At 68.6% G+C, this 23,871-nt stretch carries 25 protein-coding genes; 7 read left to right on the top strand and 18 right to left on the bottom strand.

Features of this window, described 5'->3' with window-relative positions; genetic code table 11:
* Nucleotides 1-178, bottom strand: a 178-nt coding sequence (locus tag LDL49_RS51060; protein WP_225302212.1) for an ArsR/SmtB family transcription factor, incomplete at its 3' end; no start/stop codon positions are given.
* A gap of 39 nt (nucleotides 179-217) precedes the next feature.
* Between LDL49_RS51060 and LDL49_RS58885 the strand changes: the two genes are divergently transcribed.
* Nucleotides 218-718, top strand: coding sequence for a recombinase family protein (locus LDL49_RS58885; RefSeq protein WP_308016296.1), 501 nt, complete (start codon nucleotides 218-220; stop codon nucleotides 716-718).
* Between the two features lie 709 nt (nucleotides 719-1,427).
* Here LDL49_RS58885 and LDL49_RS51050 read toward each other — a convergent pair.
* Nucleotides 1,428-2,201 (bottom strand): SDR family oxidoreductase, encoded by a 774-nt coding sequence (locus tag LDL49_RS51050; protein WP_225302208.1) that lies wholly within the window; start codon nucleotides 2,199-2,201, stop codon nucleotides 1,428-1,430.
* Nucleotides 2,202-2,328: 127 nt separating this feature from the next.
* Between LDL49_RS51050 and LDL49_RS51045 the strand changes: the two genes are divergently transcribed.
* Both LDL49_RS51045 and LDL49_RS51040 read left to right on the top strand, forming a co-directional pair.
* Entirely contained in the window at nucleotides 2,329-3,231 is a 903-nt protein-coding gene (locus LDL49_RS51045) for a LysR family transcriptional regulator (protein ID WP_225302207.1), read from the top strand.
* Nucleotides 3,232-3,324: 93 nt separating this feature from the next.
* Nucleotides 3,325-3,504, top strand: coding sequence for a hypothetical protein (locus LDL49_RS51040; protein WP_225302206.1), 180 nt, complete (start codon nucleotides 3,325-3,327; stop codon nucleotides 3,502-3,504).
* On the opposite strand, the gene LDL49_RS58880 is transcribed toward LDL49_RS51040, so the two are convergent.
* Nucleotides 3,467-6,169 carry a helix-turn-helix transcriptional regulator gene (locus LDL49_RS58880; RefSeq protein ID WP_308016295.1) on the bottom strand — a complete coding sequence of 901 codons (2,703 nt, stop codon included), beginning with the start codon at nucleotides 6,167-6,169 and terminating at the stop codon, nucleotides 3,467-3,469. The genes LDL49_RS51040 and LDL49_RS58880 overlap by 38 nt on opposite strands.
* Before the next feature lie 140 nt (nucleotides 6,170-6,309).
* Here LDL49_RS58880 and LDL49_RS51025 point away from each other — a divergent pair, with 140 nt between their 5' ends.
* Both LDL49_RS51025 and LDL49_RS51020 read left to right on the top strand, forming a co-directional pair.
* Entirely contained in the window at nucleotides 6,310-6,846 is a 537-nt protein-coding gene (locus tag LDL49_RS51025; RefSeq protein ID WP_225302205.1) for a dihydrofolate reductase family protein, read from the top strand.
* Between the two features lie 27 nt (nucleotides 6,847-6,873).
* Complete coding sequence (locus tag LDL49_RS51020) at nucleotides 6,874-8,361, top strand: hypothetical protein (RefSeq protein WP_225302204.1); 1,488 nt, start codon at nucleotides 6,874-6,876, stop codon at nucleotides 8,359-8,361.
* Nucleotides 8,362-8,385: 24 nt separating this feature from the next.
* Here LDL49_RS51020 and LDL49_RS51015 read toward each other — a convergent pair whose 3' ends face one another.
* The 9 genes from LDL49_RS51015 to LDL49_RS50975 all read right to left on the bottom strand — a co-directional run bounded on the left by LDL49_RS51015 (nucleotide 8,386) and on the right by LDL49_RS50975 (nucleotide 18,185).
* Nucleotides 8,386-9,519 (bottom strand): hypothetical protein, encoded by a 1,134-nt coding sequence (locus LDL49_RS51015; protein WP_225302203.1) that lies wholly within the window; start codon nucleotides 9,517-9,519, stop codon nucleotides 8,386-8,388.
* The gene (locus LDL49_RS51010) at nucleotides 9,516-10,361 is read right to left on the bottom strand and encodes an acetylxylan esterase (protein WP_225302202.1); all 846 of its coding nucleotides are present in this window, start codon (nucleotides 10,359-10,361) and stop codon (nucleotides 9,516-9,518) included. Before LDL49_RS51010 ends, LDL49_RS51015 begins: the two co-directional genes overlap by 4 nt.
* Nucleotides 10,362-10,365: 4 nt before the next feature.
* The gene (locus tag LDL49_RS51005) at nucleotides 10,366-11,292 is read right to left on the bottom strand and encodes an acetylxylan esterase (RefSeq protein ID WP_225302201.1); all 927 of its coding nucleotides are present in this window, start codon (nucleotides 11,290-11,292) and stop codon (nucleotides 10,366-10,368) included.
* Nucleotides 11,293-11,320: 28 nt separating this feature from the next.
* Complete coding sequence (locus tag LDL49_RS51000) at nucleotides 11,321-12,412, bottom strand: ABC transporter ATP-binding protein (protein ID WP_225302200.1); 1,092 nt, start codon at nucleotides 12,410-12,412, stop codon at nucleotides 11,321-11,323.
* A gap of 3 nt (nucleotides 12,413-12,415) precedes the next feature.
* Nucleotides 12,416-13,309: a carbohydrate ABC transporter permease gene (locus tag LDL49_RS50995; RefSeq protein ID WP_225302199.1), complete on the bottom strand. Its 894-nt coding sequence runs from the start codon at nucleotides 13,307-13,309 to the stop codon at nucleotides 12,416-12,418.
* Nucleotides 13,306-14,211: a carbohydrate ABC transporter permease gene (locus LDL49_RS50990; RefSeq protein WP_225302198.1), complete on the bottom strand. Its 906-nt coding sequence runs from the start codon at nucleotides 14,209-14,211 to the stop codon at nucleotides 13,306-13,308. The genes LDL49_RS50995 and LDL49_RS50990 overlap by 4 nt, the downstream gene beginning before the upstream one ends.
* A gap of 2 nt (nucleotides 14,212-14,213) precedes the next feature.
* A complete protein-coding gene (locus LDL49_RS50985; protein ID WP_225302197.1) occupies nucleotides 14,214-15,542 on the bottom strand; it encodes an extracellular solute-binding protein in 1,329 nt (442 codons plus the stop codon).
* Between the two features lie 10 nt (nucleotides 15,543-15,552).
* A complete protein-coding gene (locus tag LDL49_RS58875; protein ID WP_225302196.1) occupies nucleotides 15,553-16,857 on the bottom strand; it encodes a helix-turn-helix domain-containing protein in 1,305 nt (434 codons plus the stop codon).
* 104 nt (nucleotides 16,858-16,961) lie between these two features.
* Entirely contained in the window at nucleotides 16,962-18,185 is a 1,224-nt protein-coding gene (locus LDL49_RS50975; protein WP_225302195.1) for an oxygenase MpaB family protein, read from the bottom strand.
* A gap of 181 nt (nucleotides 18,186-18,366) precedes the next feature.
* Here LDL49_RS50975 and LDL49_RS50970 point away from each other — a divergent pair, with 181 nt between their 5' ends.
* Nucleotides 18,367-19,038 (top strand): TetR/AcrR family transcriptional regulator, encoded by a 672-nt coding sequence (locus LDL49_RS50970; RefSeq protein ID WP_225302210.1) that lies wholly within the window; start codon nucleotides 18,367-18,369, stop codon nucleotides 19,036-19,038.
* Nucleotides 19,039-19,306: 268 nt separating this feature from the next.
* Nucleotides 19,307-19,498 carry a hypothetical protein gene (locus LDL49_RS50965; protein WP_225302194.1) on the top strand — a complete coding sequence of 64 codons (192 nt, stop codon included), beginning with the start codon at nucleotides 19,307-19,309 and terminating at the stop codon, nucleotides 19,496-19,498.
* A 70-nt stretch (nucleotides 19,499-19,568) separates the two neighbouring features.
* Here the strand turns inward: LDL49_RS50965 and LDL49_RS50960 are convergent, their stop codons facing one another.
* The 6 genes from LDL49_RS50960 to LDL49_RS50935 all read right to left on the bottom strand — a co-directional run bounded on the left by LDL49_RS50960 (nucleotide 19,569) and on the right by LDL49_RS50935 (nucleotide 23,866).
* Complete coding sequence (locus LDL49_RS50960) at nucleotides 19,569-20,045, bottom strand: LLM class flavin-dependent oxidoreductase (protein WP_225302193.1); 477 nt, start codon at nucleotides 20,043-20,045, stop codon at nucleotides 19,569-19,571.
* The gene (locus LDL49_RS50955) at nucleotides 20,042-20,335 is read right to left on the bottom strand and encodes an alpha/beta fold hydrolase (protein WP_225302192.1); all 294 of its coding nucleotides are present in this window, start codon (nucleotides 20,333-20,335) and stop codon (nucleotides 20,042-20,044) included. Before LDL49_RS50955 ends, LDL49_RS50960 begins: the two co-directional genes overlap by 4 nt.
* 76 nt (nucleotides 20,336-20,411) lie before the next feature.
* A complete protein-coding gene (locus LDL49_RS50950) occupies nucleotides 20,412-21,308 on the bottom strand; it encodes a LysR family transcriptional regulator (protein WP_225302191.1) in 897 nt (298 codons plus the stop codon).
* 297 nt (nucleotides 21,309-21,605) lie between these two features.
* Nucleotides 21,606-21,794, bottom strand: coding sequence for a hypothetical protein (locus LDL49_RS50945; protein WP_225302190.1), 189 nt, complete (start codon nucleotides 21,792-21,794; stop codon nucleotides 21,606-21,608).
* A gap of 11 nt (nucleotides 21,795-21,805) precedes the next feature.
* Nucleotides 21,806-23,005: an aminoglycoside phosphotransferase family protein gene (locus tag LDL49_RS50940; protein ID WP_225302189.1), complete on the bottom strand. Its 1,200-nt coding sequence runs from the start codon at nucleotides 23,003-23,005 to the stop codon at nucleotides 21,806-21,808.
* A gap of 108 nt (nucleotides 23,006-23,113) precedes the next feature.
* Nucleotides 23,114-23,866, bottom strand: a complete 753-nt coding sequence (locus tag LDL49_RS50935; protein WP_225302188.1) for an aminoglycoside phosphotransferase family protein — start codon at nucleotides 23,864-23,866, stop codon at nucleotides 23,114-23,116.
* Nucleotides 23,867-23,871 lie beyond the last annotated feature (5 nt).

Genomic DNA, 23,871 nt, shown 5'->3' with positions numbered 1-23,871 from the left:
GGCGCTGGCCGGAGCGCTGGGAGGTGACGACGCCGGCACGCTCAAGGGCCTGCAGGTGCTTGGTCGTCTGTGGCTGGCGCGCCTGGGCGAGCTGAGCGAGAACACCGACCGGCCGCGGCCGCTCGGCAAGCAGGCCCACGAGCCGCCAGCGGGCCGGGTCGGCCAATGCGGTGAACAATGCGTCTATGGACGGAAGTATTCACTATAACGAATATTCGTGCTAAGGAATATCTGGGGAGTGGTCGGGCAGGATCGGCAGGCCGCTGTTCGGGATCGAACACACCTTCTGAGGTGCCGACCTTGCCGTGAACGCAAGAGGCCTGATCCGAGTCAGCACCGACAAGCAGAACATCCAGCGGCAGCACGACGCCCTCCATCCCATCTGCTGGTAGGTCTTCGAGGAGAAGATCAGCGGCAACTCGCCACCAACGACCGGCCCGATCCGCTGAATACTCTGTCCTACATCCGCGACGGCGACCCGCTGACCGTCCAGGAGGTCGACCGGCTCGGCCGCAACCTCCTGGAAGGGCTGATCGTCCTCAACGACCTGTTCCAGCGCGGCGTCGGCGTCAAGGTACTGGAGGGCATCGCCGCCGGAGTGGAGGTCTCGTCGGCGTCGTCCACAAGACCCTCGCAGCCGCTCGGTCCAAGACCGAGCCCGCCGCGATCACCTCGGACAACTCCTAGCCACCGACCAGAAGGCCGGATGCTCGGGTAGCCGTATGAGCCCCCAAAAGTAGCGCTGAGTAACCGCGATCGCGCGGACGGCCGCCCGCTCCCGGCTCGGAGCGGGCGGCGGTGCGGCTAGGCGCAGTTGAAGCCGACGACCTCACTCGGGATCCTGCTGGCGTAGCCGGCGCCCTTGTTGGGGGCCAGCCAAAGGTGAGCCCGAAGTCATGCAGCGGTCGTACCGACTACCTAGGCGACGGAGAGTCGAGAGATCATCCGCAGGGGGCGGTGGTGACGGCAGAGGTGTTCGGGGTCCGCGGTCAGACACTGGCCGTGCCTACTGCTGCGGGTCCAGATCTTTCCCTGCGGCACGCCGTCGAACTCCATGAACCACTGCTGCTCCGGCGTTTGGGCCGCGGCAAGCGATGGGTTGACGAGAGCCACCCTGGCCGTCGCCACGGCGACGGCCAGGGTGGTCAGACCGGCCAGCGAAAGTGGTTCCCCTTTTCGGGTCTCGGTAGTGTCGACTTCTCAGAATTATGACTCTCTGCAGTAAATCAACTGCACGTAGTTAGCTTGCCGTCGCCGAGCCTCGCTGGTCGACCACCCGCATCAGAACGGCCAGTGGCGATAACCCGAGCCCCGAACGGCGACCTCCACCCATCCGCCTCGGCGGCGCGGCGCGCCAGCCAGCTCCGGCACTCCTTGAAGCACTGCGGTTCGGCCCGCTTCCACATCGACGCGGCGGTGCTCTCACGCTAGATCACGCCGCCCGTGGCGTTGAGGTTCTGTCCCGTTATCCAGCGGGCGGCGTCGCCGGCCAGGAACGCGATCACGTCGGCGACGTCCGCAGGCGTGCCGATGCGGTTGAAGGCGGACATGCCTGCCGCGACCGCCCGATCCCGCTCGGGAAGGAGATCGGTGTCGGTGAAGCCGGGTGAGACCGCGTTCACCGTGATCTGGCGCGCTGCCAGTTCCCTTGACAGCACACGTACGAACTGCTCGACAGCCCCCTTGCTGCCGAGATAGAGCGCCAGTTCGGTGAAGAACATGCGCGTGCCGGCGGTGGAGACGGCGATGATCCGGCCTTGGTCGCACGTGCGCCGCGCGGCCTCCTGCAAGGTGAAGAACACGCCTTTGGTATTGGTGTCGAAGACCGTGTCGAATTCCTCCTCAGTGCATTCGACGACGGGCTTGACGAGCGCGGTAGCGGCGTTGGCGACGACCACGTCGAGCCGGCCGAACGCCGCCTCCGCCTCGTCGAACAACCGCTGAACCTCGATCCGCCCCGACAGGTCCGCCTTGATCTGAACGGCCTTGCCCCCCGCGTCGGAAATGGCGGTGACGACCTCTCGCGCGGCGCGCTCGTCGTTGACGTAATTGACGACCACCGAAGCGCCGTCCGCGGCCAGGCGCCGGGCGGTCGCTCGGCCGATACCACGTGAACTCCCGGTCACCAGCGCGACCTTGTTCTCCAGAGAAAGAAGCGGCATCGAATCCCCACGGTTCGTTGGCAGGCGTGGCGAGAACACCGGTCTTCGCCGACGCCCCCGCAGAAGTCAGCATGCGCGCCCAGGCCGGCTTGATCAACGGCGATCTATGCAAGGATCGATACCATGGGCGCATGGATCTGGCGCGCGGACGCGAACGAAGGCGGCGGTGAGTGAGGTGAGGTTCACCCTCGTCCATGTCGAGGCGTTCTTGACGCTGGCCGAGGAACTCCACTTCGGACGCACCGCCGAACGACTCCATCTATCCCAGCCACAGGTGAGCAGGCTCATCGCCTCGCTGGAACGGGAGATCGGCGCTCCACTCTTCGAACGCACCAGCCGCCGTGCGCGCCTCACCCCTCTGGGCCACCGGCTCGCCGATCGGATGAAGCCCGCCTACGGGCAACTGCTCGCGGCCGTCCACGATGCCCGTACAGAGGCGAGGCAGCCCGCCGGACTGCTGCGGGTCGGGTTCGCCGCGACCGCCGAAGGCCAGGCCTTGACGCAGGTCGTCGAGGCCTTCGAGGCACGCCATCCTGACTGCCGGATCGCCCTGTGCGAGATCAACGTCACCGATCTTTACGGACCGTTGCGCCGGGGCGAGATCGACATCCTGATCAGCTGGCTCATCCTGGACGAGCCCGACCTGACCGCCGGCCCGGTGATCGACTCACGGTCCCGCGTGCTGGCTGTGGCCAGCGCCCATCCGCTGGCGGTCCGGCGATCGGTGTCCGTCGAGGACCTCGGTGATGAGGAGATCGCGATCATGCCGCAGTATCCGGCGGCGCTGCACGACGCCATCACGCCCTTGTACACGCCATCGGGCAGAGCCGTCCACCGCACGTACCGCGTCGGCACCATTCATGAGACGGCTTCCCTGGTGGCGCGCGGACGCGTCATCCATCCCACCGTCGAGCACATGCCGCTGTTCCGCCGCTCGGACATCGTGACCATCCCCATCCGGGATATGCCACCCCTGCCTCTGGGGCCGATCTGGTGCACCGCGCACGAGAACGCACGCATCCGCGCCTTCGCCGAGATCGCCGCCGGCAGGGGGCCGGCACCCTCGTAAGACACCCACCTCACGAAGGTGCCGGTGCCCATCACGGGTCCTTGGCTCCGACCGGTGCCGGCGCGCCGAAGAGCCTGCGCGCCGTCCCGTTCCTTGCGTCTCCCCTCGGATGAGCGGCCGGTCGCCGCGCATGGCGAGGGCGAGTACCGCGGCACCTACCACCATCTGCGGCGCAGCGCCGACCTGCTCGACGGCGAGTATGCCCGAAAGCGGCTGTTCGGCGCGGCCGGCAAGGTCATCGCCGACCACCGTCGCGGCGCCGATCGTCGCTGAATGACGCTACTCCGGCGAGTTCGGTGCGGTTGGCGACACCGAGTTTGGCGTAGATATGGGAGAGGTGGGTCTTGACGGTGCTTCGGCTCATGAAGAGTCGTGCTCCGATCTGCGGGTTGTTGAGGCCGGTGGCGGCCAGCTGGGCCACGCTCACCTCGGTCGGGGTGAGGCTGTCCCAACCGGTGGCCGACCGGTCGCGGGTACCCCGGCTGCGGCGGACGTAAGCGACCGCGTCGTCGAGGGACAGCTCGGCGCCCGCCGCCCATGCCGTCGCGAACTGTTCACCGAGCCTCTGCCTGAGCCGGGCGAGCAGTTCGTCGTACTCACGTCGTTCGGCCACGGCCCGTGGATATCCCAGGGCCGCGCGTGCCGTGGTGCTCGCGGCCAGCGTCCGCACCGCGTTCGGCGGGGGCAGCCAGGCGGCGATCGCGTCCAGGCTGTCCACCCAGAACGTGCGCAGCCCGTGGGCGACGCGAATGGTCAGCGCCTCGTGGTGCAGGTCGGGATCGCCGGTGAGAAGGGCCTGTTGCTGCAGCACGTCCGCGAGGACGCGTGGCATGCCGAGCTTGCCGGCGATGGCCGCCGCCCGGTCGAGCTCGCCGCGGGCGTCTTCGTACCGGCCGGCGCGTCGTAGGGCCTCCGCGTAGCCGGCGTACGCCTGCGCCGCGAGGTAGGTCGGCGCGACGTGCTCGGCCTGGCCCACATCGTGCTCGAACCAGCGCAGCGCCCCGTCGAGATCGCCGCCGGCCATCAGCACTTGTGCGAGTGCCGACCCCATGCCGGGCACGAAGACGGCTGCTTCGGCGTTCTCCATGAGCAGCAGCAGGGGCCGCATCGCCTCCAGCGCCGCGCTCACGTCTCCGGACGCGGTGTACGCCGCGGCCAGGGCACCGCGTGCCATACCGACGCGCAGGTAGTCGCCGAGCGGCTCGGCGAGTTCGAGCGACTGCTCGGCCAGGCGGCGGGCCTCGGCCGGCCGGCCGGTCGCGAGCGCTCCGCTCGACAGGTAGGCCAGCGTGGTCGACGCTATCCCGCGGTGACGGTGGCGCAGGCCGTCGAGTGCCGCCTCCAGCAGCGGGCGGGCCTCGTCGTGCCGGTCCTGCAGCTGTCTGATCATGCCCTGCAGCGCCAGCTGAGAATGTTTGAACAACTGGTCGCCCGCGAGGTCGGCGGAGCGGATCGCCTCGACGGTCAGGTCCCAGGCGGCGGTGAAGTCGGTGTAGAACCGGCCGACTGCTGCCAGGGAAAAGCACTGGCCGCGCAGGCTCTCGTCTCCGTGGGCGGTGGCCAGTTCGAGCGCCTGCCGTGCCACGTCGTATTCCATGTCCAGCGGGCTCGTGGTGTCCGCGACCAGCGCTAACCCGGCGAGCAGCCGCGCCTGCAGCAGCGATCGGTCCGCCGGCACGCGGTCGATGGCGCGGCGCAGGAACCCGATGCCCTCGTGCCCGTGCCGATGCAGATGCCACAACCACGACAGCTCGGCGGCGAGGCGGCGTCCCCTGTCGGGATCGGTGGCCAGCCCCCATTCCAGGGCGGCGCGCAGGTTGTCGTACTCACCCTCGAGCCGGGCGCGCCAGGCGTCGAGATCGGCGGCCCGCTCGGGGCCGCCGGCAAAGGCCAGGAAGTGGCCGAGATGGCGGTCGCGGACGAGGTGGACCTCCCCGGCCTCACGCAGCCGATCGGCGGCGTAGTCGCGGATGGTCTCCAGCAGCAGGAAGCGGGACACGCCGCCGCGGGTCTCCGCGACCACCAGCGACTTGTCCACCAGGCGGCCGATGGCGGCGAGCACGTCGTCGCGAGCGACCACTCCGCCCGCGCAGACCGTCCGTACGGCCTCCAGGTCGAAGCCGGAAGGAAACACCGCGAGGCGGCGGAACACCGCACGGTCCGGCTCGTCGAGCAGGTCGTGGCTCCAGGCGATGGACGCCGCCAGGGTCTGCTGGCGCGCGGCGACGCCACGCGGGCTGCGGACGAGCAGGCCGAACCGGTCGTCCAGGCCGCGCTCGATCTGTTGCGGGGTGAGTGAGCCCAACCATGCGGCCGCGAGCTCGATGGCGAGCGGGACGCCGTCGAGCCGGGAGCACAGCACCCGCGCGGCGGCCGCACCCTCCTGGTCCAGGTCGAACAGCTGCCGCACCTGGCGGCCCCGCTCGACGAACAGCCGCAACGCCTCGTCCGGGACCAGCGGCGGCACCCGCCAGACCACCTCGCCCGGCACGGCCAGCGGCTCGCGGCTGGTGATCAGCACCGACAGCTCCGGGCACGACGACAGCAGCGCGCCGGTCAGCTCGGCGGCGCCGTCGATGACGTGCTCGCAGTTGTCCAGGCAGAGCAGCGCGCGGCGGCCGCGCAACTGTGCCGTCATCGACCGTACGGGACCTTGGAGGGGTTCGACGAGCACGCCGAGCCGCGCCGCGACCAGCTCGGCGAGCCGCGCCTGGTCGGTGACGGCCGCCAGTTCGACCCACCAGACACCGTCCGGCCGGCGCGCGACCTCGGCGGCGGCGATCTGCGCGGCGAGCCGGGTCTTGCCGACGCCGCCGGTGCCGGTCAGCGTCACCAGCCGCCCGGTGTCCAGCAGCGCGCGCACCGCGGCCAGCTCGGACTGCCTGCCTACGAAGGTGGCGAGCTGGACGGGCAGGTCAGGGGGCGTCGCGGACGTCATGGCAGGGCTCAGTCTGCCATCGAAGAGGGGAAATCGGCCACCGGGGAGTCCTGGCCTCGGCCACCTGGCCGATGTTCTGCTCAGCCGCCGAAGGCAGGCTTGCCGCGAACAGCCGAACCCGACGACCAGGGAGCGACGTGATGGGGTCCGTCATCGCCAGCATGTCCATGTCTCTCGACGGCTTCGTCGCCGGTCCGGACGACGAGGTGGACCCCGTGTTCGCCTGGTACGACGCGGCGCGGCCCAGTGCCGAGGTGTTCCCGCCCGGCGCGCTGGGCTCGCTGGTCTGTGGCCGCAGGCTGTTCGAGCTGACCAACGCGTGGGGCGGCAGACACCCGATGGGCGCGCACGTCTTCGTCGTCACCCACAGCGTGCCGGACGCCTGGCCGCGCGAGGACACGCCGTTCACCTTCGTCACCGACGGCGTGGCCAGCGCCATACGGCAGGCCAAGGATCTCGCCGGCAGCCGCGACATCGCCATCGCCACCCCCACCATCACCCAGCAGTGTCTCGACCTGGGGCTGGTCGACGTGCTCGCGGTGGACCTGGTGCCCGTCCTGCTGGGAAAGGGCATCCCCTTCTTCGCCGGGCTCGCCAGGGCTCCGGTCGAGCTGGGCACCCCGGCGGTCATCGAGGGCAAGGGCGTCACGCACCTGCGCTACCCGGTCCACCACTGACACAGCCGCGACTCGAAAGGAGACATCATGTCGGATGTATCGACCTACCGGGATCGGATGCCCGGCCCGCTGGAGGTATCCGCGGACAACCCGCGCTACTTCACCGTACGTTCGGACAACCGGGCGGTGTATCTCACCGGCTCGCACATCTGGAACAACTTCCACGACGGCATGGGGCCCGGCGCGAGCGCACCGGCCGAGCCCGAGAAGATGGACTACCGCGCCTACCTGGACTTCCTGGCCGCTCGCGGGCACAACTTCATCCGGCTGTGGCGCTGGGAACAGTTCCAGTCGCAGGCCGCCGGCGGCGCGTACCACCTGAACATGAGCCCGCAGCCATGGCCGCGCACGGGACGGGGTACGGCCAAGGACGGCGAGGCGAAGTTCGACCTGTCCCAGTTCGACCCGGCCTATTTCCAGCGGCTGCGCGAGCGGGTCACCGCCGCCGGCCGGCGCGGCATGTACGTGGCGGTGATGCTGTTCGACGGCTGGGCGCTGCACCTCAGCCCGGCGCCGGACAACGTCGAGGGCCATCCCTTCCACGCCGGCAACAACGTCAACGGCATCGCGATCACCTCGATCCTCGACCACCAGGTCCTGCCGCTCGACCCCGCCGTACAGGCGTTGCAGGAGGCCTACATCCAGCAGGTCGTCGACACCGTGCACGACCTGCCTAACGTCCTGTACGAGGTCTCCAACGAATCATCCGGAGGTGGCGCGGTCAGCCCGGAGATGGCCGACGCGCTCGGCGTACCGCTGGAGACCGAGTGGGGTGACTCGACCGGCTGGCAGTACTGGGTGATCGAGTTCGTCCGGCAGTACCAGCGGCAGCGGGGATATGACCCGCGCCCGATCGGCATGACCATGCAGTTCCCGGTGGCCGACCAGACCCTGGTCAACGCGCCCCTGTTCGACGGGCCCGCCGACTGGATCTCGCCCGGCTACGATGACGAGATCTTCCGCGAGGGCGGTCACCCCGGTGCTCCGGGCAACCCGCCATCGCGATGGCTGGACAACCCGCCGCCCGCCGACGGCCGCAAGGTCCTGCTCAGCGACACCGACCACTTCGCCCCTGGCCAGGGCGGCGCCCTCTGGGTGTGGAAGGCGTTCCTGCGCGGCCACAACCCGATCTTGATGGACTACGGCCTCATCGACGGTGTCCCGTCGGCACAGGACGCCTTCGAACCGGCCCGCCAGGCGATGGGCGACACCCGGCGCTGCGCCGAGCGGATCGACCTCATCGGCATGGCCCCTCGCGGCGACCTCACCTCCACCGGCTACGCGCTCGCGGACCCCGGCAAGGAGTACCTCATCCTGCGGCCGGACGGGACCAGCGAGGTGTTCACCGCCAAGTTGTCGGCCGGCGGCTACACAGCCGACTGGTACGCCATCGACGAACGGACATCCCTGCCCGGCGACGAGATCACGGTGCCGAGCGACGGCCCGGTGAAGTTCACGGTACCGGCCACGATCCACGGCCCGGCCGTGCTGCATCTGGCGGCCACCTGTGAGTGATCAGAGCCGGTCAGCGCTGTCCCCTCACGCGTCTCGTCCGGCTCTTTCCCCATCTCCAGAGCTCAGGTGCCGAACCAGTGCGTCGAGAACCACCAGGTCCTCCCCCGGCTCGATCGTCTGCGGGTTCAGCGCGATCGCGTCGCCGGGTACGCCGGACACACCGACCGCGATCCGCGGGTCCCCGTCCCACAGAGCCCGCACCAACCCGTCCCGGGTCCAGCCGCTGGTTGTCAGCAATCGGACGACCGCTCGCCCGTGCGGCTGGCCCGCCTCACTCGGGTACCCGCGCTCGGCCACGACACCCGGCACTCCGCGCAGGCCGACGATCCACCGGTCGACAATCTGCTCATAGCTCGCGAGCAGTGCCTCCTCGTCCTGCTCCAGCGTCCACTCGACCGCGGCGTACAGCCCGAGCAGCTCTTCCTTCCCGACCTTCATCCCGCGCCCGATCTCCTGATTCGGCGACGCATGCGCCCGGCACCTGTCGACGATCCACCGCTTCCCCAGCACCAGCCCACTGGACTGCGGTCCGCGCAACCCTTTCCCACCGCTGAAGATCACGGCATCCGCACCGAGCTCCGTGGTGAATCTCCACAGCGAGGAGACGGGTGGAATCTGGGCCGCCGCATCCACGATCACCGGCACGGCCGGTGGACCGGTGGGGCCGGCCGAGGCGAGCTCCCGGGCGACGCGGATCACGTCCTCGATCGGCAGAGCAGCCGCCGCGTAGTGGGCGCCGGCGAACCACAGTACGCAGGCGGGGCGTCGTACCAGGGCGGCTCGGAGTTCCTCGATCGATGGTCCGACTTCTACGACGCGGGCGCCGGTCAGGCGGGCCGCGTAGTCGTAGCCGTTGCGTTGGCTGCTGAACATGACGACCTCGGCATCGGCCGGGAACGCCCGCGCGGGCTCACCGACACACGACGCGACCGTGAGGGTGATCGCCGCCGCGGCACCGGACGTCACGCAGGCCGCCTCGTTGCGGGTGAGCGCGGCCAGGCGCTCACCGACGCGGTCGTGGAGTTCGGGCAGGTCGACGAAGTGGGCCGCCCCCTCCGTCATCGCCTTCAGCGCCGAAGGCGGCATCAGCGAGCCGCCCAGTGCGGTGAGTGTCGCGGAGGCGTTGATGACGGGCCGGACCCCGAATGGATGGGTCATACGAGGAATCTCGACATCGGTGGTACGCCGGAGAGTTCGGCCAGCCAGGCATCCAGGAAGTCGTTGTCGGTGCCGTCGAGGTGGGTCAGCTTGTAGACACTCGCGGCGGGCAAGGCCCCGATCAGTGCGGCACACCAGTCGGGATCGTCGACGGCGAGCAACGTCCGAGCGGTCACCGCGGACGCATGCCGGACCGGATCGAAGTAGGCGAGAGTCTTGTCGACGATCTGCGCCGACGAACCGGCGCGGAGGTGATCGTTGAGCTCCTCGAGCGGATAGCGGCTCGACTTCAGCCGTGCCTCTGTCGCCCGGTAGAACAGCAGCTCCGAGAGCCGGACCGCGCTGAACCCGGGCCGCCGCGCGGCCGTCAGCAGCGCCAGGTCGTCCCCGCTCACGGCCACCCGCGCCGGATCGACCTCATCCAGGCTCATCAGGAACTCCGCGGCCCGCAGGCAGTCCGCCGCGATCCCGCGATAGATGTACGACGCCGGGTCGTCGATGCCCATCGTCAGCAATCCCGGGTACGCCGCCGAGAACCCTTCGTCGGCCAGCCGCTGACCACGGTGCGTCAGGCAGAACACGACGTACCGGCTCCGATCGTTCGGGTGCGGCACGAGGTTGACGCTCCCGTGGCGCGGCGTCCGCAGGAGCGCGGGGAACGGCCCGTCACCGGCCGGGATGCTGAGATGACCGAAGACGCGGTACGGCCCGGTGCTGGTGAGCCGCACGGTGTAGCTGGTCGCCTCGTCCGTCGTCCGCGCCGGCACCAGGTCGAGCCCGGGCCGAGCGGAGATCACGGCCAACTCCTCGTCGACGGCGGACCAGTAGCTGTCGAAGTTCATCGGTTCACCGTCCCGGCGTGAGGTGCTCGGCAAGGAAGTCCTCCACGATCCGCATCACGCCCGGCAGGCCGGCGTGGTGCGCGCAGTGCGGGTAGGCGTGCAGGGTGGTCTCACAGGTCAGCACCCGCCGCAGCGCGAACCCGGTCTCCGGCGGGCACACGTCGTCCTCGAGCCCGAGGTACAGCAGCGTCGGCGCCCGCACCTTCGGCGCGAAGTTGAGCCCGTCGTAGTACGCGACCGTCTCCCGCACCCGGTCGGCGTCCTCCGGGTGCACCCGCAAGTACTCGTTGATCTCCTCGTACGGATACGACCGGGTCAGCGTCGGCGCGGTCATGATCCCGCACAGGTACGGCGCGCCCGCCGCGACGCACCGGATCACGTCCGGCAGGAGCGCGGCCGTCGAGATCCCGAGGCCACCGCCCTGGCTCGACCCCTGCAGTCCGATCCGCAGATCGTCGACTTCCGGACGATCGAGCAATACCTCGACCGCCCGCACCACGTCGAGGTAGAACCCGCGATACCCGTACGTGTTGTGGTCGATGATGTTGTGCGTCAGCAATCCCGGGTAGCCCGGGTTGAACACGTCGTTCGACCGCAGCTTTCCGCGCGGCGCGACCGCGAGCGCGGCGTACCCGAGCTCGGACCATTCCTTCGGGATCGTCGGCTCGGAGATGTAGCCGGGGATCGTCACCAACGCCGGGTGCGGGGCCGGCCGATCGCGCGGGACGGTGTACCAGCCGGCGATCCGCAGACCGCCATAGCTGGTGTAGCGCAGATCGTAGACGATCACCTTGTCCGTGGACAGCGAGGGCATTTCGGTGAGGACCGGGTCCAGCGGGTACGACGCGCAGTCCGCCAGGCCGGCCGCCCAGAAGTCGTCGAAGTCGTCCGGCAGCTCGACCTCGACGATGGCGTTCTCGGGGTCTCTCAAAAGCGTTCTCCTCGATGGGGGGCGGTGCCTACACCCGCTGCGGTGCGTGCAGCGCGGTGTCGTCGGAGGCCCTGAACAGATGCAGGCGGTTCTGGTTGAAGCCGACGTACACCGTGCTGTCATGACCCAGCCGGAACGGCACCGGGACGCGGGCCTTCAGCAGCTCGCCGTCGATCCGGACCGTGACGAGGACGTCCGGACCGAGCGGCTCGGACACGAACACCTTCCCGGGCTGGTAGCCCGCGACCGGGGTCGGCGACAACGTCACGTCCTCCGGCCGGACGCCCAGGACGACGGCCGGGTCGTCCGGCGAAACGTCGTACCGGCCCAGCTCCTGGCTCAACGCGCCGCTGCGGAAGGTCCGGACGCCGTCGACGTCGGCCAGCTCACCGGTGACGAAGTTCATCGGCGGCGAGCCCATGAACGACGCGACGAACCGGTTCGCCGGTCGTTCGTAGATCTCCCCCGGCGTCGCGCACTGCTGGATGACGCCGTCGCGCATCACCGCGATCCGGTCCGACATCGTCATCGCCTCGACCTGGTCGTGGGTGACGTAGATGAACGTCCGGGCGACATCCACGTGCAGCCGCTTGATCTCCGCGCGCATCAGCACCCGCAGCTGCGCGTCCAGGTTGGACAAGGGCTCGTCGAGCAGGTACGCACCGGCGTCCCGCACGATCGCGCGACCGAGCGCGACCCGTTGCCGTTGACCACCGGACAGCTCGCGCGGCTTACGATCCAGCAGGTCCTCGATGTCCAGCGTCCGGGCCGCCTGCAGCACCTGCTCCTCGATCGTCGCCTTGGGCACCCGCATCATCTTCAGCGCGAACCCGATGTTCTGCCGGACCGTCTTGTGCGGGTAGAGCGCGTAGCTCTGGAACACCATCGCGACGTCGCGCTTGTTGGCCGGCAGCCAGCTGACCGGCTTGCCGTCGAAGAAGATGTTGCCCTCGGAGGCCCGTTCCAGGCCGCAGATCATGCGCAGGGTGGTCGACTTTCCACAACCGGACGGGCCGACCAGGGTGAGGAACTCCTGATCCTCGATGGTCAGATTCAGGTCGTTCACCACGGTCTTGCCGCCGAACGACTTGGTGATGCCTTCGAGTCGAACCTCTGCCATCTGTCAGCCCTTCACGGATCCGGCGGCCATGCCCTGGACCAGCTTGCGCTGGAAGAGCAGGGCCAGTGCCAGGGGTGGGACGACCGCGAGCACGCCGGCCGCGGCCATCACGGTGAACTGGGTGTTGAAGTCGGTGGCGAAGTTCGCCGCCACCACCGGGATCGTCTTGGCCGCCCTCGTGCTGGTCAGGAACAACGCGAACATGAACTCGTTCCACGCGGTCATGAACGCGAACACCGCGGCCGCGACCAGCCCCGGCGCCGCGACCGGCAGGAACACCGACCACATGGTCCGGAACCAGCCGCACCGATCCACCCGGGCCGCCTCCTCGAGTTCGCGCGGCACCGAGCGGAAGAAGTCCTTCAGGATCCAGATCGTGATCGGCAGCGCGAACGTCGTGTACGAAAGGATCAGCGCCAGGTAGGTGTCCAGCAGCCCGAACGTCCGCATCAGCAGGTAGAACGGGATGATGATCGCGATCCCCGGCACCATCCGGGTGAGCAGGTAGAGCATGAGCAGCACCTGACTGCCACGGAACTTCAGCCGCGAGAACGAGTAGGCCGCGAACGTGGCCAGCGCGAGATTCAGGATCGCCGTCGAGGTGGCGACGATCAGGCTGTTCCGCAAGGAGTACGGCGTCTCGTCGATCGCCCGGCCGCCGACGAGTTGCTGGGCCTCACTCGGATGAATGAAACCGAGATAGTTCTCCAACGTCGGGTGGACCGGAATCCAGTGCGGCGGAACGGAGATCGCATCCACCTCGTGCATGAAGCTCATCGCGACGATCCAGTAGAACGGCAACACCAGATACAACGCGAACACGACCGCCAGCACGTACAGGACGATCTTCTTCCAGGGGATGCGGTAGCGCAGGGGAACCTTCACCACGGTGCTCATACCTCGAAGTTCCCCTTCCGGTAGAGCAGGCCGATGTAGCCGACCGAGATCAGCAGGGTGATCGCGGTGATCACCCAGGCGTAGGCGCTGCCCAGGCCGAAGTCGGTGAAGGTCAGGACGGTCTGCACGTCGAGCAGGGCGATGGTGGTGGTCGCGTCACCCGGTCCGCCACCGGTCAGCACGTAGATGGTGTCGAAGGCACGGAAGGCGTTCATCGTCTCGAGGATCAGCACGATCAGCAGGGGGTGCAGCAACCACGGCAACGTCACCTGGACGAACCGCTGCACCGCACCCGCTCGGTCGACGGTGGCGGCGTCGTACAACTCTGAGGGGATCGTCGACAGTCCGGCGAGCAGGATGATGACCGAGAACGGGAGCGTGTTCCACACCTGGGCCAGTGCGGTGAACAGGAACGCGCCGGTCCCGGACGTCAGCCAGGCGTGATAGTCGTCGATCAGTCCGAGCTGCGTCAGCAGACCGTTCAGGGCGCCGGTCTTGGCGTCGAAGATGGTCCGCCACATCAGGCCGTTCACCACCCCCGGCATCGCCCAAGGCAGCAAAGCCAGGCTGAGCAACAGCCCGCGGCCGCGGAACCGCTCGTTCAGCACCAGCGCCAGGATCAGCGCGAGTACGACGGTCAGCCCGAGCACCACGAGGACGAACACGGCCGACACCTTCAGCGCGGACAGGAAGGCCTGATCGCTGAGCAGGGCCTGGTAGTTGTCCAAGCCGATGAACTTGTTCGCCCGCGGGCGCTTCAGGTTGTTGCGTTGCAGGCTGACCCAGAACGAGTACGCGATCGGGTAGGCGATCAGCAGGGCGATCACGATCATGGCCGGCGCGTTCAGCGCCCAGGCCTTGGCGTTGTCGCCCAGCGGCCGGCGTTCGGCTTGGACGGCCATCCTCAGCTGTACTTCTTCTTCAGCGTGGCAGCGGACTGCGCCAAGCTCGCCACCGCCGCGGACGGCTGCGTCTGGTTGCTCAGCACGCCCTGCACGACCTTGTGCATCTCGGTTTCGAACTCGGTGTACCACGGCACGCCGAGCACGTTGCGCGGCTTGGCGATCTCGCCCAGATGGGCGTAGATCGCCGGGTCGGCGAACTTCTTCAGCGACGCGGTGATCTCCGGGTCGGTCGCCATCGACCTGTAGGCGAACCCGAGACCACGCTGCAGGAACCAGAACTTCGCGGTATAAGGCTGCTTGTTCGCGTCGAGTCCGCCCAGGTAGGTGAGCAGCTTGAACGCGTTGTCCTTCACCTCGGTGTCCTTGGCCAGCGCATAGAGCCGGGTGTTGCTGACCGTCCCGTGCACCTGACCGTCGAGGCTCGGGATCAGCGCCATCCGGATCTTGCCCGCGGCCTTGGACTTGGTCGCGTCGTTGTAGTCGCGACTCGCGTACCGCGCGCCGATCGTGTACGCGTACCGGTTCGCCTTCATCGCGTTGTCGATCGGGACCGCCAGCAGTTGCAGGCAGGCCGGGTCGATCACCTTCGACTTGTTCGCCGCCTGCTGCAGCCAGGCGAAGACGTCCTTCACCACGGTGTCGGTGGTGTTCATGATCGGCGCCTGCTGGTCGTCGAACATGTTGCCGCCGCTGCCGAAGACCAGCGCCCACACCCAGGACCACCAGGTGTCGGACAGTTGCGCCGGTACGCCGATCGGGTATTTCAGGAGGCCGGCGTTCTTGATCTTGACCGCCTGCGCTTCCAGCTCCTCCAGGCTGGCGGGGGGTTTCGTGATCCCGGCCTTGGCGAGGATGTCGGCGTTGTAGGTCAGGCAGTTGGAGTCGGTGTAGTACGGCAGGCCGTAGCGCTTGCCCTGGTACGTCATCGCGGAGGCGTTGCCCGGGTAGATCGCGTTGTAGACCTCGTCGACGCCGGGCAGGCCGTCGAGCGGCTGGAGGTAGTCCCCCTCGACCCAGCCCGCGAGGGAGTCGTCGTACACGTAAAGGGCGTCCGGGCCGCCGCCACCGGTGAACTCGGCGACTATCTTCTGAACGTACTGCGCACTCGTGATCGGGGTGTAGTCGACCTTGATGTTGCTGGTCTTGGTGAAGTTGTCGAGGTTCTGCTGGACGAGTGCGGCCTCGTAGTCCCAGCCCTCGAACTTCACGCTGCCGTCGCCGGAGCCTCCGGACTTGTCGCTGGAGCAGGCGGACAGCAGGGGCGATGCGGCGGGCAGGGCCAGCCCGAGGCCTGCGTACTTCAGGATCTGGCGGCGATTGAGCTCCATGGTTGTCCCTTCAACGCGATGAGCGCAGTAACGCTTGGGAGATGCGTAGCCGGTACAGACGGGTCGGGCGTCCTTTCGGATGGTGCTGAGCAGTGCCTTCGACGCTCACCAGGCCCCCGGCGTCGAGCGTGCGGATCAGCCGGCGGCCGCTCTGATCCGTGATGCCGAGATGGTCGGCGAGCTCACCGGGCGAGATCGCGCGACCTTCCAGTTCGTGCTCCAGTGCCGCCAGGCGGGAGACGGTCGCAGCGCTGAGGCCGACGGACTTCGCGAGCTGTTCGACGTCGTCGCCGTGCTCGCGGTAGGAGTAGCTGAGCGCCGCCCGGACCGGGCCCATCGGGCCGATGATCACGCCGCTGTCCTCGATCAGGTAGCCGCACGGCTCGCTCTCCCGCTCGGCCCGGGCTGCCGCTTGTTCGGCCAGGGCCACACAGCCGCGGGCGGACGCTCCGACGCCGAACCCGGCCGAGACCTGCGCACCGAGCGCCGCGGCCGCCTCGGCGAGCGCGGGTACGGCGACCCAGTTGCGGGTGATGCGCTCGAACAGGGCCTTGTGGGCGAAGACGACGACGCCGCGCCGGCCGCGGTCCTCGATCCACGCGCCGGCGAACTCGGGAGTGTTGAGCAACAGATTCATCAGGCCGATCCGGGCCCGTTCCTCGTCCTGCGAACGTGAGATCAGGAAGACTCCGGCGGCGAAGCGTTGTGCGCTGGCTCGCTCGGACTCGATCCGGAGCGCGAGCTCGTGCAGCTCGGTCCGGATCGTCGCCGGCACCGGCATGCCGCTCATGATCGGGATCTCGCCGGACAGTTGCTCACGGACGGCGGCGCGGACGCTGATCACGTAGCCGCGGTCGCCGAACCGGTGGTACGCGGAACGGTGGAACTCGACGATGTCCGCCACGGACTGCGTGGGCGCGTACGGCAGGCAGTCGATGGCGTCGGCGTCGAGCTCGAGCGCGGTGGCGACCGCCTCGACCGCCTCGGCGGGAAAGGTGTCGATGCTGACCGGGGCGCGACCCCAGCCACGCTCCTGGGCGCGGTAGAGCGCGAGGGTCAGGTCGAGCGCCGACGAGCGGATCACGCCGACCGGGAGGCCGGGCGGGAGGAGTTCACGGCTGGCCGTGTACGGGACCGGGCCGGCCAGGAAGCCGTCGAGCCGGGTCGTGCTCAGGAACTCGGCGACCTTGGCGCGGATCTCGTCCTCGTGGTCGTAGCTGACCCACTCCAGGTCGACCCCGCCGAGCGTGTTCGCGGCTTCCCGGAACAGCTCCCCGTGCATCGAGTGGGTCACCACTCCGATCACTATCGCCACGGCACCCCTTTACGAACCAGGTTCGTAAGTGACTCGTAAGTCCGATGCCGACCAAACTCTCCCTTCCGGGGGGTCTAGGTCAAGGGATCAGCCCAAAACCGTGATCAGCTGGGCCGGTTGCCCGTCGGGATCACGATCTTGGTTTGTGCTCCCTTGGTGAGGTAGTACGTGGTCCACTTCTTGACCATCTCGTCGAGGAGCCAGGCGGCGGCGGGCACCAGCGGCAGCCCGATCAGACCCTCCCGGAAGCGCACCAGTAGCGGCCAAGCGGTCTTGACCGCCGGGTCCCACAGCGGCTCGCGTCGGATGCCGTTCCAGTCGGCCACCTGGTCGCCGGTGAGGTACCTGGAGAACGCGTTGACGAGAGGCTTGTCGACGCCGCCGGGGCTGGTCAGCTCCGCGAGCATGTCCCGCAGGATGGCGTTGAGCTCCACCCCCTCCGAGGTCGGCCCCATGTTCCTGGGCAGGACCAGATCCGACTGGGCGTAGGAGGAGCCCCAGGTGGCGGGGAGGAACTCGTCCCTGATGCCGAGCATGTGCCCCAGCATCTGTACCGAGTGCAGGTACGCCGCGGCCTCGGTGGAGGAGATACGCACCTGCCACTCCCGCATCCCGCGCATGGAGTAGGTCGCCAGGGTGTGCCACGTGACGAGCATGTCCTCCTGGCTGATCGGGATGGGGCCGGACCAGTGGGGAGACGACTTCAGCAGGTGCCGCACCGCCGCGTGCACCAGCCGGGTCTTCACGGCCTCGACCACGGCCGTGCCGCCGGGACCCCAGGCGTTCTGGGGTCTGACCGCGTACGCCAGGATGTTCGTCTTGGCGATCCGGTCTTTCAGATCCGCACCGCCCGCGGAGTAGTAGACAGCGCGTGCCTCCTTGGGGATGGCGGTGGCCAGCATCCCGGCGCCGACAATGGTGAGGACGACGATGTAGTTGCCCTTGAGCGCGTGGAAGCGGCCCGCGGCATCCAGCATGGCGGGGTCGGCCCACGACGGCAGCTGACGCGCCTGCTCGATGAAGGCCCGCAGATCCTCCGGCAGCCCCGCGGGCAGGGGCTGGTCGTTGCGGTTCCAGTCGTGCAGCAGCCGGTTGACCTCGGGTATGGCACCGCGGTCGAGCAGGGAGGCGAGAAGCGGATCGGCCACGTCGTCCCACACCCATCGGGGGTCGGCGCCGCTGCCGGAACCGGCGATCGAACCACTGGCCGGCCAGCCCCAGTCGCCGGACAGGGAGTCCGCCTGGGCCGGGGAGGCCATCCCTAACGCGCCGAGGGCCCCCAAGGCGGTGCCCGACATCAGTACCTCGCGCCTGCTCAACTCTGCCATGCTCGGCACTCCTTCGAGGTGGGGGGGTTCTGCTCAGGGCATGCGAGAAAGGGTTGATACGGAGAAACAAGTCATGAGTCTGTGTATCATCATCAGAGCACAGTGTGACGAGCATCACAAGACCGCGTTTGAGGCAGAATTCCTACAGGAGGTGAGCGTGGACTCTGTGCTGTCCGGATTCATGGCGCCGTCGGACTCGGATTCGTTGCTGGAGCGCGCCTACGTCGATGCCGTCGAGCGCGTCGACGACAGCGACGAGCTACGGGCGCGCATCCTCGACGCGGCGTACGAGCAGTTCTGCCGGATGGGCCTCAGGCGATCCACCATGGAGGACGTCGCCCGGCTGGCGAAGGTGTCGCGGATCACGGTCTACCGCCGCTTCGACACCAAGGACACGCTGATCGAACACGTGGTACGCCGGGAGTTCCGCCGCTATTTCGACCAGTTCCTCATCGACATCGAACAAGCCGGCACCGCTGCCGACAGAGTGGTGCTGGGCTTCGTGACCTCATTGCGGGCCATTCGCGGCAACCCCCTGATCGGCGGACTCATCGCTACGGAACCGGACCTGCTGGTCCCCTCCATGACGGCTGACGGGGGCCGGACCCTCGCCACCGTGCGGCATTTCGTGGCCGGCCAGCTCCGCAGCGAGCAACGCGCCGGCAACGTGTCGAGCAGCCTTGACGTCGATCTCGTGGCCGAGATGATGGTGCGGGTCTCCACCTCTTTCCTGACGATCCCCAGTGCCATCATCGACCTGGATGACGACGACGAACTGGCCGCGGTGGCCCGGCGGTTCCTCGTGCCCATGCTGGAGCCACCAGCCGGGACGTCAGCTGCCGGATCCGTCTGAGTAGCGGGCAACGAGGGCCTGGAGGCCACGGACGAGAGCGCTCCGGACTTCTACGCCGAGATCACCTTCGACGGGTTCGACACCTACACCACGCCCCGAGCTCCGGACGACCAGGTCCAGGTCGCGCCGAACTGGTCGCTGACCAAGCAGATCCCGACCACCAAGACCGAGCAGAAGAAGCGTCCTGATCAAGGATTACGACTACACCAGCCCCGACGACTGGGGTAACGCCTCACCCCGCCACGACGACCCGTACGCCCGCTTCACCGTGAACCTCATCCACGGCACCGTCACCGGCGACCTGACCTCCTCGACGGGCTGCGTCGCGGGCAACGGCGAGCCGGGCGGCGGGATCTTCGGGCCGGACCCGAAGCTCTCGGCCCAGGTCTGCGTGGACATCACGCCGTACCCCAGCGCGGACACCGACGGGGACGGGTTCACCGACTACGAGGAGTACTGAGCCGGGACTTCAACAACGACAACGTGGTCGACCTGACGCTGCCGGGCGCGGACGCCGAGCGCAGGGACGTCTACGTCGAGGTGGGCTGGATGCGGGGCGAGGACCCGCAGTCGGGCGTGCTGCAGGACGTCGAGAGTGTCTTCGACAACGCGCTCGTGATCAACGACCAGCACAGGACGGGCATCGGACTGCACCTGCCGGCCGACGAGGTGGTGCCGCACGTCGCCATGCCGACGCCGAGGGTGAGGCGGCCGCCGCTGAGCCGATCCAGCGCCGCGGTCTCTCGCGCGACCTTGGCCGGCCGTCGACGGGGAAGCGGCGACACCATCGGGCCGAGCCGTAGCCGCTCGGTCTTGGTCGCGATCGCCGCCAGCGCGATCCATGGATCGCCGACTTGTTGAACCGGCGCCCGCCAGCACAGCTGATCCCACACGAAGCAGCCGTCCCATCCAGCCTCCTCCGCGTCGGCGGCAAGGCGCGCGACCACTCGGGGGTCGGCGAGGTCGTCGAAGAGCGGCAGCCAGAGCGCCGATCGCAACCGGTTCATGAGCGGCCTTCTTCCGCGTGCTCGACCAGGGCTTCCGTGTGCTGTACCAGGGCCGTCACGAGGTCATCCCACACCCGCCCCGGCAGGTCGTGTCCGGCCCCTTCCAGGACCATCAGTTCGACGCCGGGGATGGCGTCGCGGAGCGCCTTGCCGTGCGGCAGCGGCAGGAGTGGGTCGTGGTCGCCATGGGCCACGAGTGTCGGGGCCGCGATGTCGCCGAAGGTCTCCACGCACAGCTCGACGTCGTTGATCGGCTGGAGCTGCTCGCCTTGGGATTGATGAGCGTTCATGTCTGGAAGGCTAAGTACCGCGACTTCATCGTGAAAAGCGATGATTATCGATAAATATGATCGCCTTCAGCGATGTTCACAGAATCTGGCTGGCCAGCTCTTTGGCGCCTTCGACAGCGATGGCGATGGCTCGGGTCGCGAGCGGCGACTGGGTGCGGCCGGCCGGCCAGTACAGATACCACGTGGTGGCCGGCGATGGTCGCAGTTGGTGGATGCTGAGCCGGTCGTCGGACCAGGCATCGGATCCGTGAAGGGCGAGCCACGGCAGCACCGCCGACCCTATGCCCGCCCGCACCATGGACACGATGGTTTCGTGGCCGGCGGTTCGGAACACGATCCGTGGCCGCGCGCCGGCGCCGGCCAGCTCCCGCTCCAACCATGTTTGGTGATAGGTGGGAGGCCAGGCGACCATCGGAGCATCGTCGAGCAGCTTCACCCGCACCGGACCATCGGGGAACGCGCCGGCGCCGGCCACCAGGAGGTAGGGCTCGTCGAGCAGCTCGACGTGCTCGACGTCGCCTTCGATCCGGCCGTAGTGGAACAACAGGTCAAGATCTCCGATCTGTGGATCCTCCGGTTTCACCTCCGAAAGCCTGATGTCGCAGCCGGGGTGCTCGCTCAGCAGCCGGCGCACGACGGCCGGCAGGATCACGTTGGTCGCGCCCTGAAAGGTGCCGATGTCGATCCGGCCGTTACCCGCCCTGAAGCGATCGACGGCGTCGGCCAGCGCCTCCGCTCGCGTGAGCAGATCGCGTCCGTGGGCCAGGACCACCTCGCCAAGGCGAGTGATTCGTACCGGCCTCGGGCCTCCAGGCCGATCGAAGACGGCGCCACCGACGGCCTTCTCCAGCGCGGCGATCTGCTGGCTCACCGACGATTGGGTGTAGCCGAGCCGGAGCGCTGCCCGCCCGAATGTTCCTTCCTCGGCTATGGCAGCCATGGTCCTCAGGTGGCGTAGCTCGACGTCAGCCATGACGTCGAGCATAGCGAACAGCGATCGACTCAATCCAAAACAATCGCTTCTCTTAATGTGTTGACACTTCCAGGGTCATCGACATTCAGGACGACGCCGCTCCGCCAACCTGACGCGCGGCCTGTTATTACGGGTCGGGGTCGGCGACCAGCTCGAGGGTAAGACCGGATTTCTTCGCCATGCGGACACGCTCGCGCTGCTGGCAGCCGGACCCACCGCGAGCGAACAGGCGCACGGACTCACCACCGACGTCCCGCCCGAAGCCGCCCCGTTCTCGGTGACCGCCGCGCCAGGTCGTCAGGCCGGCCACTGGGCGATGAACCCGTCCACTCCGGCCGACAAACTGTCCACACTGGCCGTGGAGCAGATCGTGTGCACGGCCGCCGCCACGACACCGGAAAGCCCTGTCCAGGTCACCGTCGTCGGTGCTGGGCAGGACGTCGGCCGCCGGAACGGCCCGGGGTAACGGTACGCCCGCGTGGCCATCGGTCAGATCGTCAGTCCATGATCACAGCGGCACGCAGGGCGGCGCGGATGCTGGTGGCCGGGTCGTCGAGGTGGTAGATCCGCTCCGACGGTTCGATGCCGTCCAGGAACTCCTGGTAGCGGACGGCGTAGTGAAGATGGGACAGGGGTTCGGCAATCGCGAGTGCTCGCGCCGCGTCGCAACCGGGCACGTGGGCGGTCCAGGCCGCGATCCAGGCCTCGGCGGCGGCGGGTCGGCTGGCGGGAGGAAGCCAGTCACGAGCCCGTATTCCGTCCAGCACCGGGTTGCCGACGTGCGCGTCGGCGAAGTCCACCACGGTCGGCGGGCCGCCGTCGCTGCGCCAGTTTCCCGGGTGAAAGTCGCCGTGCACGATCGTGTCGGGCAGGCCGCACTCGGCCAGCAAAGGCCAACGTTCGACCAGCTCGTACGCCCCCGCCAACTCCTCGGCGGTCAGCTCGCGGCCCACGTCACCGGCGAGCAGGTCGCGAACCCGGTCGGCGACGGCGGTTCCGCGCCTGTCAGGCACCCCGGGCGGGATCACACCCGCCAAGCCGGCCTGGGCGGCGACCAGTCGCGTCACGGCGCTGTCGATGATCTCGACGGGAGCGTCCCAGCAGTCCTCGCCGGGAAGGTGCTCCAGCACGACGCGCCGCGGTCCCGACACCACGACCGTGGGAACCAGGCCCGGATCCAGGGCCGCGAACGCGTCGATGACGGTGGCCTCGTCGGTGGCGAAGTGGGGCGTGGCCTTCAGCCATAGCGGTCCTTGGGCGGTGGGCAGGAGGAACAGCCCGGCCAGATTCCAGGTCTTGCGTTGCCGGATCGGCCCCGTCGGCGGTCGCCCGGCCGCCCTCAGCGCGTCCGCCGCCCAGCTGAACAGCTCCCGCAGCCCGTCGATCCGCGCCCACGGCGTCCGCAGCGGCTCGGGCCTGTCGAGCACCGCATGATCGGCGGGCAGCGCACCCGTCAGCAGCCCGGGCGCGGGCCGCTCCAGCGCTTCGACGTGATAGATCACATGACCACCACGGCCGCCCTCGCCACCATCCACGTCCAACAGGCGCAGCACCAGGACGTCCACGCCGAGCGTCTGGCGCAGATGCGCGACGACCGGCTCCACTTCGGCCCACCACGGCACGTCCACTGGGAACGGGCCGATGACACCGAGCCGATCGCCACCCGATGTGACCCATGCGCTGACTGTCCTGTCCATTGCGCCCAGTGTGATCGCTCCCCCGCGACATCCGCCACGGAATATCCGGCCAGGGCCGCACCACATGAGCCTCGCGACGGCACTCGTGGCCGTCGGGCACGTACGGCCTCACATCCGGGATCTCAGCACGTCGACCTCGCAGCCTGGCAAGAACGGGTCGAAGCCGTGCTCGACCAGCCAGCGGATCGCCACCAAGCTGCGCAACGACCACCACGCGCGGATCATGTCAAGGTCGACGTCGGTGCCGTAGCCGGCGACGACGTCACCAAGGCGCTCCTCGTGTCCGAACGTCAAGATGGCCAGGTCGGACAGGGCATCGCCCTGGGCCGCCTCGGACCAGTCGATCACGCCGGTGATCTCGTCACCGTCGACGAACACGTGGGTCACCTGCAGGTCGCCGTGTGTGAACACCGGCGTCCACGGCCGGAGCACGGCCTCGGCGATCCGGCGGTTGCGCGTGACCAGGTCGGCGGGAAGGACGCCGTTCGTGACGAGCCGCTCGCATTCGCCGTCGAGGCGCGAGGCGATCTCGTCGATGCTCCGGCCGGGCCATGGCGGCAGTGGCGCGTCGTGCAGCATCCGTACGGCGGCACCCGCCGCGGCCCACGCCGCCGACGACGCGGTCGACGGCTCGCCGAGGCGGCCGAGTGCCGTCCCTGGGAGGGCGGCGAGCGCGAGCACGGGCGGCTTGCGCCACAGGACCTCCGGAGTCGGGATCGGCGCCATGGCCATCGCCTCGACCTCGACGTCGGTGCGCGTCTGATCGGCGTCGATCTTCAGGAACACGTCGCCGACGCGCAGGGTCGCGCGCTCGTTATGGGCGACGACGACCTGGACCTCTTGTACGTCGACCTGCTCCATGCCGG

It is taken from the genome of Nonomuraea aurantiaca (genome assembly GCF_020215705.1).
GTDB lineage: Bacteria > Actinomycetota > Actinomycetes > Streptosporangiales > Streptosporangiaceae > Nonomuraea > Nonomuraea aurantiaca.
This window is presented reverse-complemented; position numbering and strand designations above follow the sequence as displayed.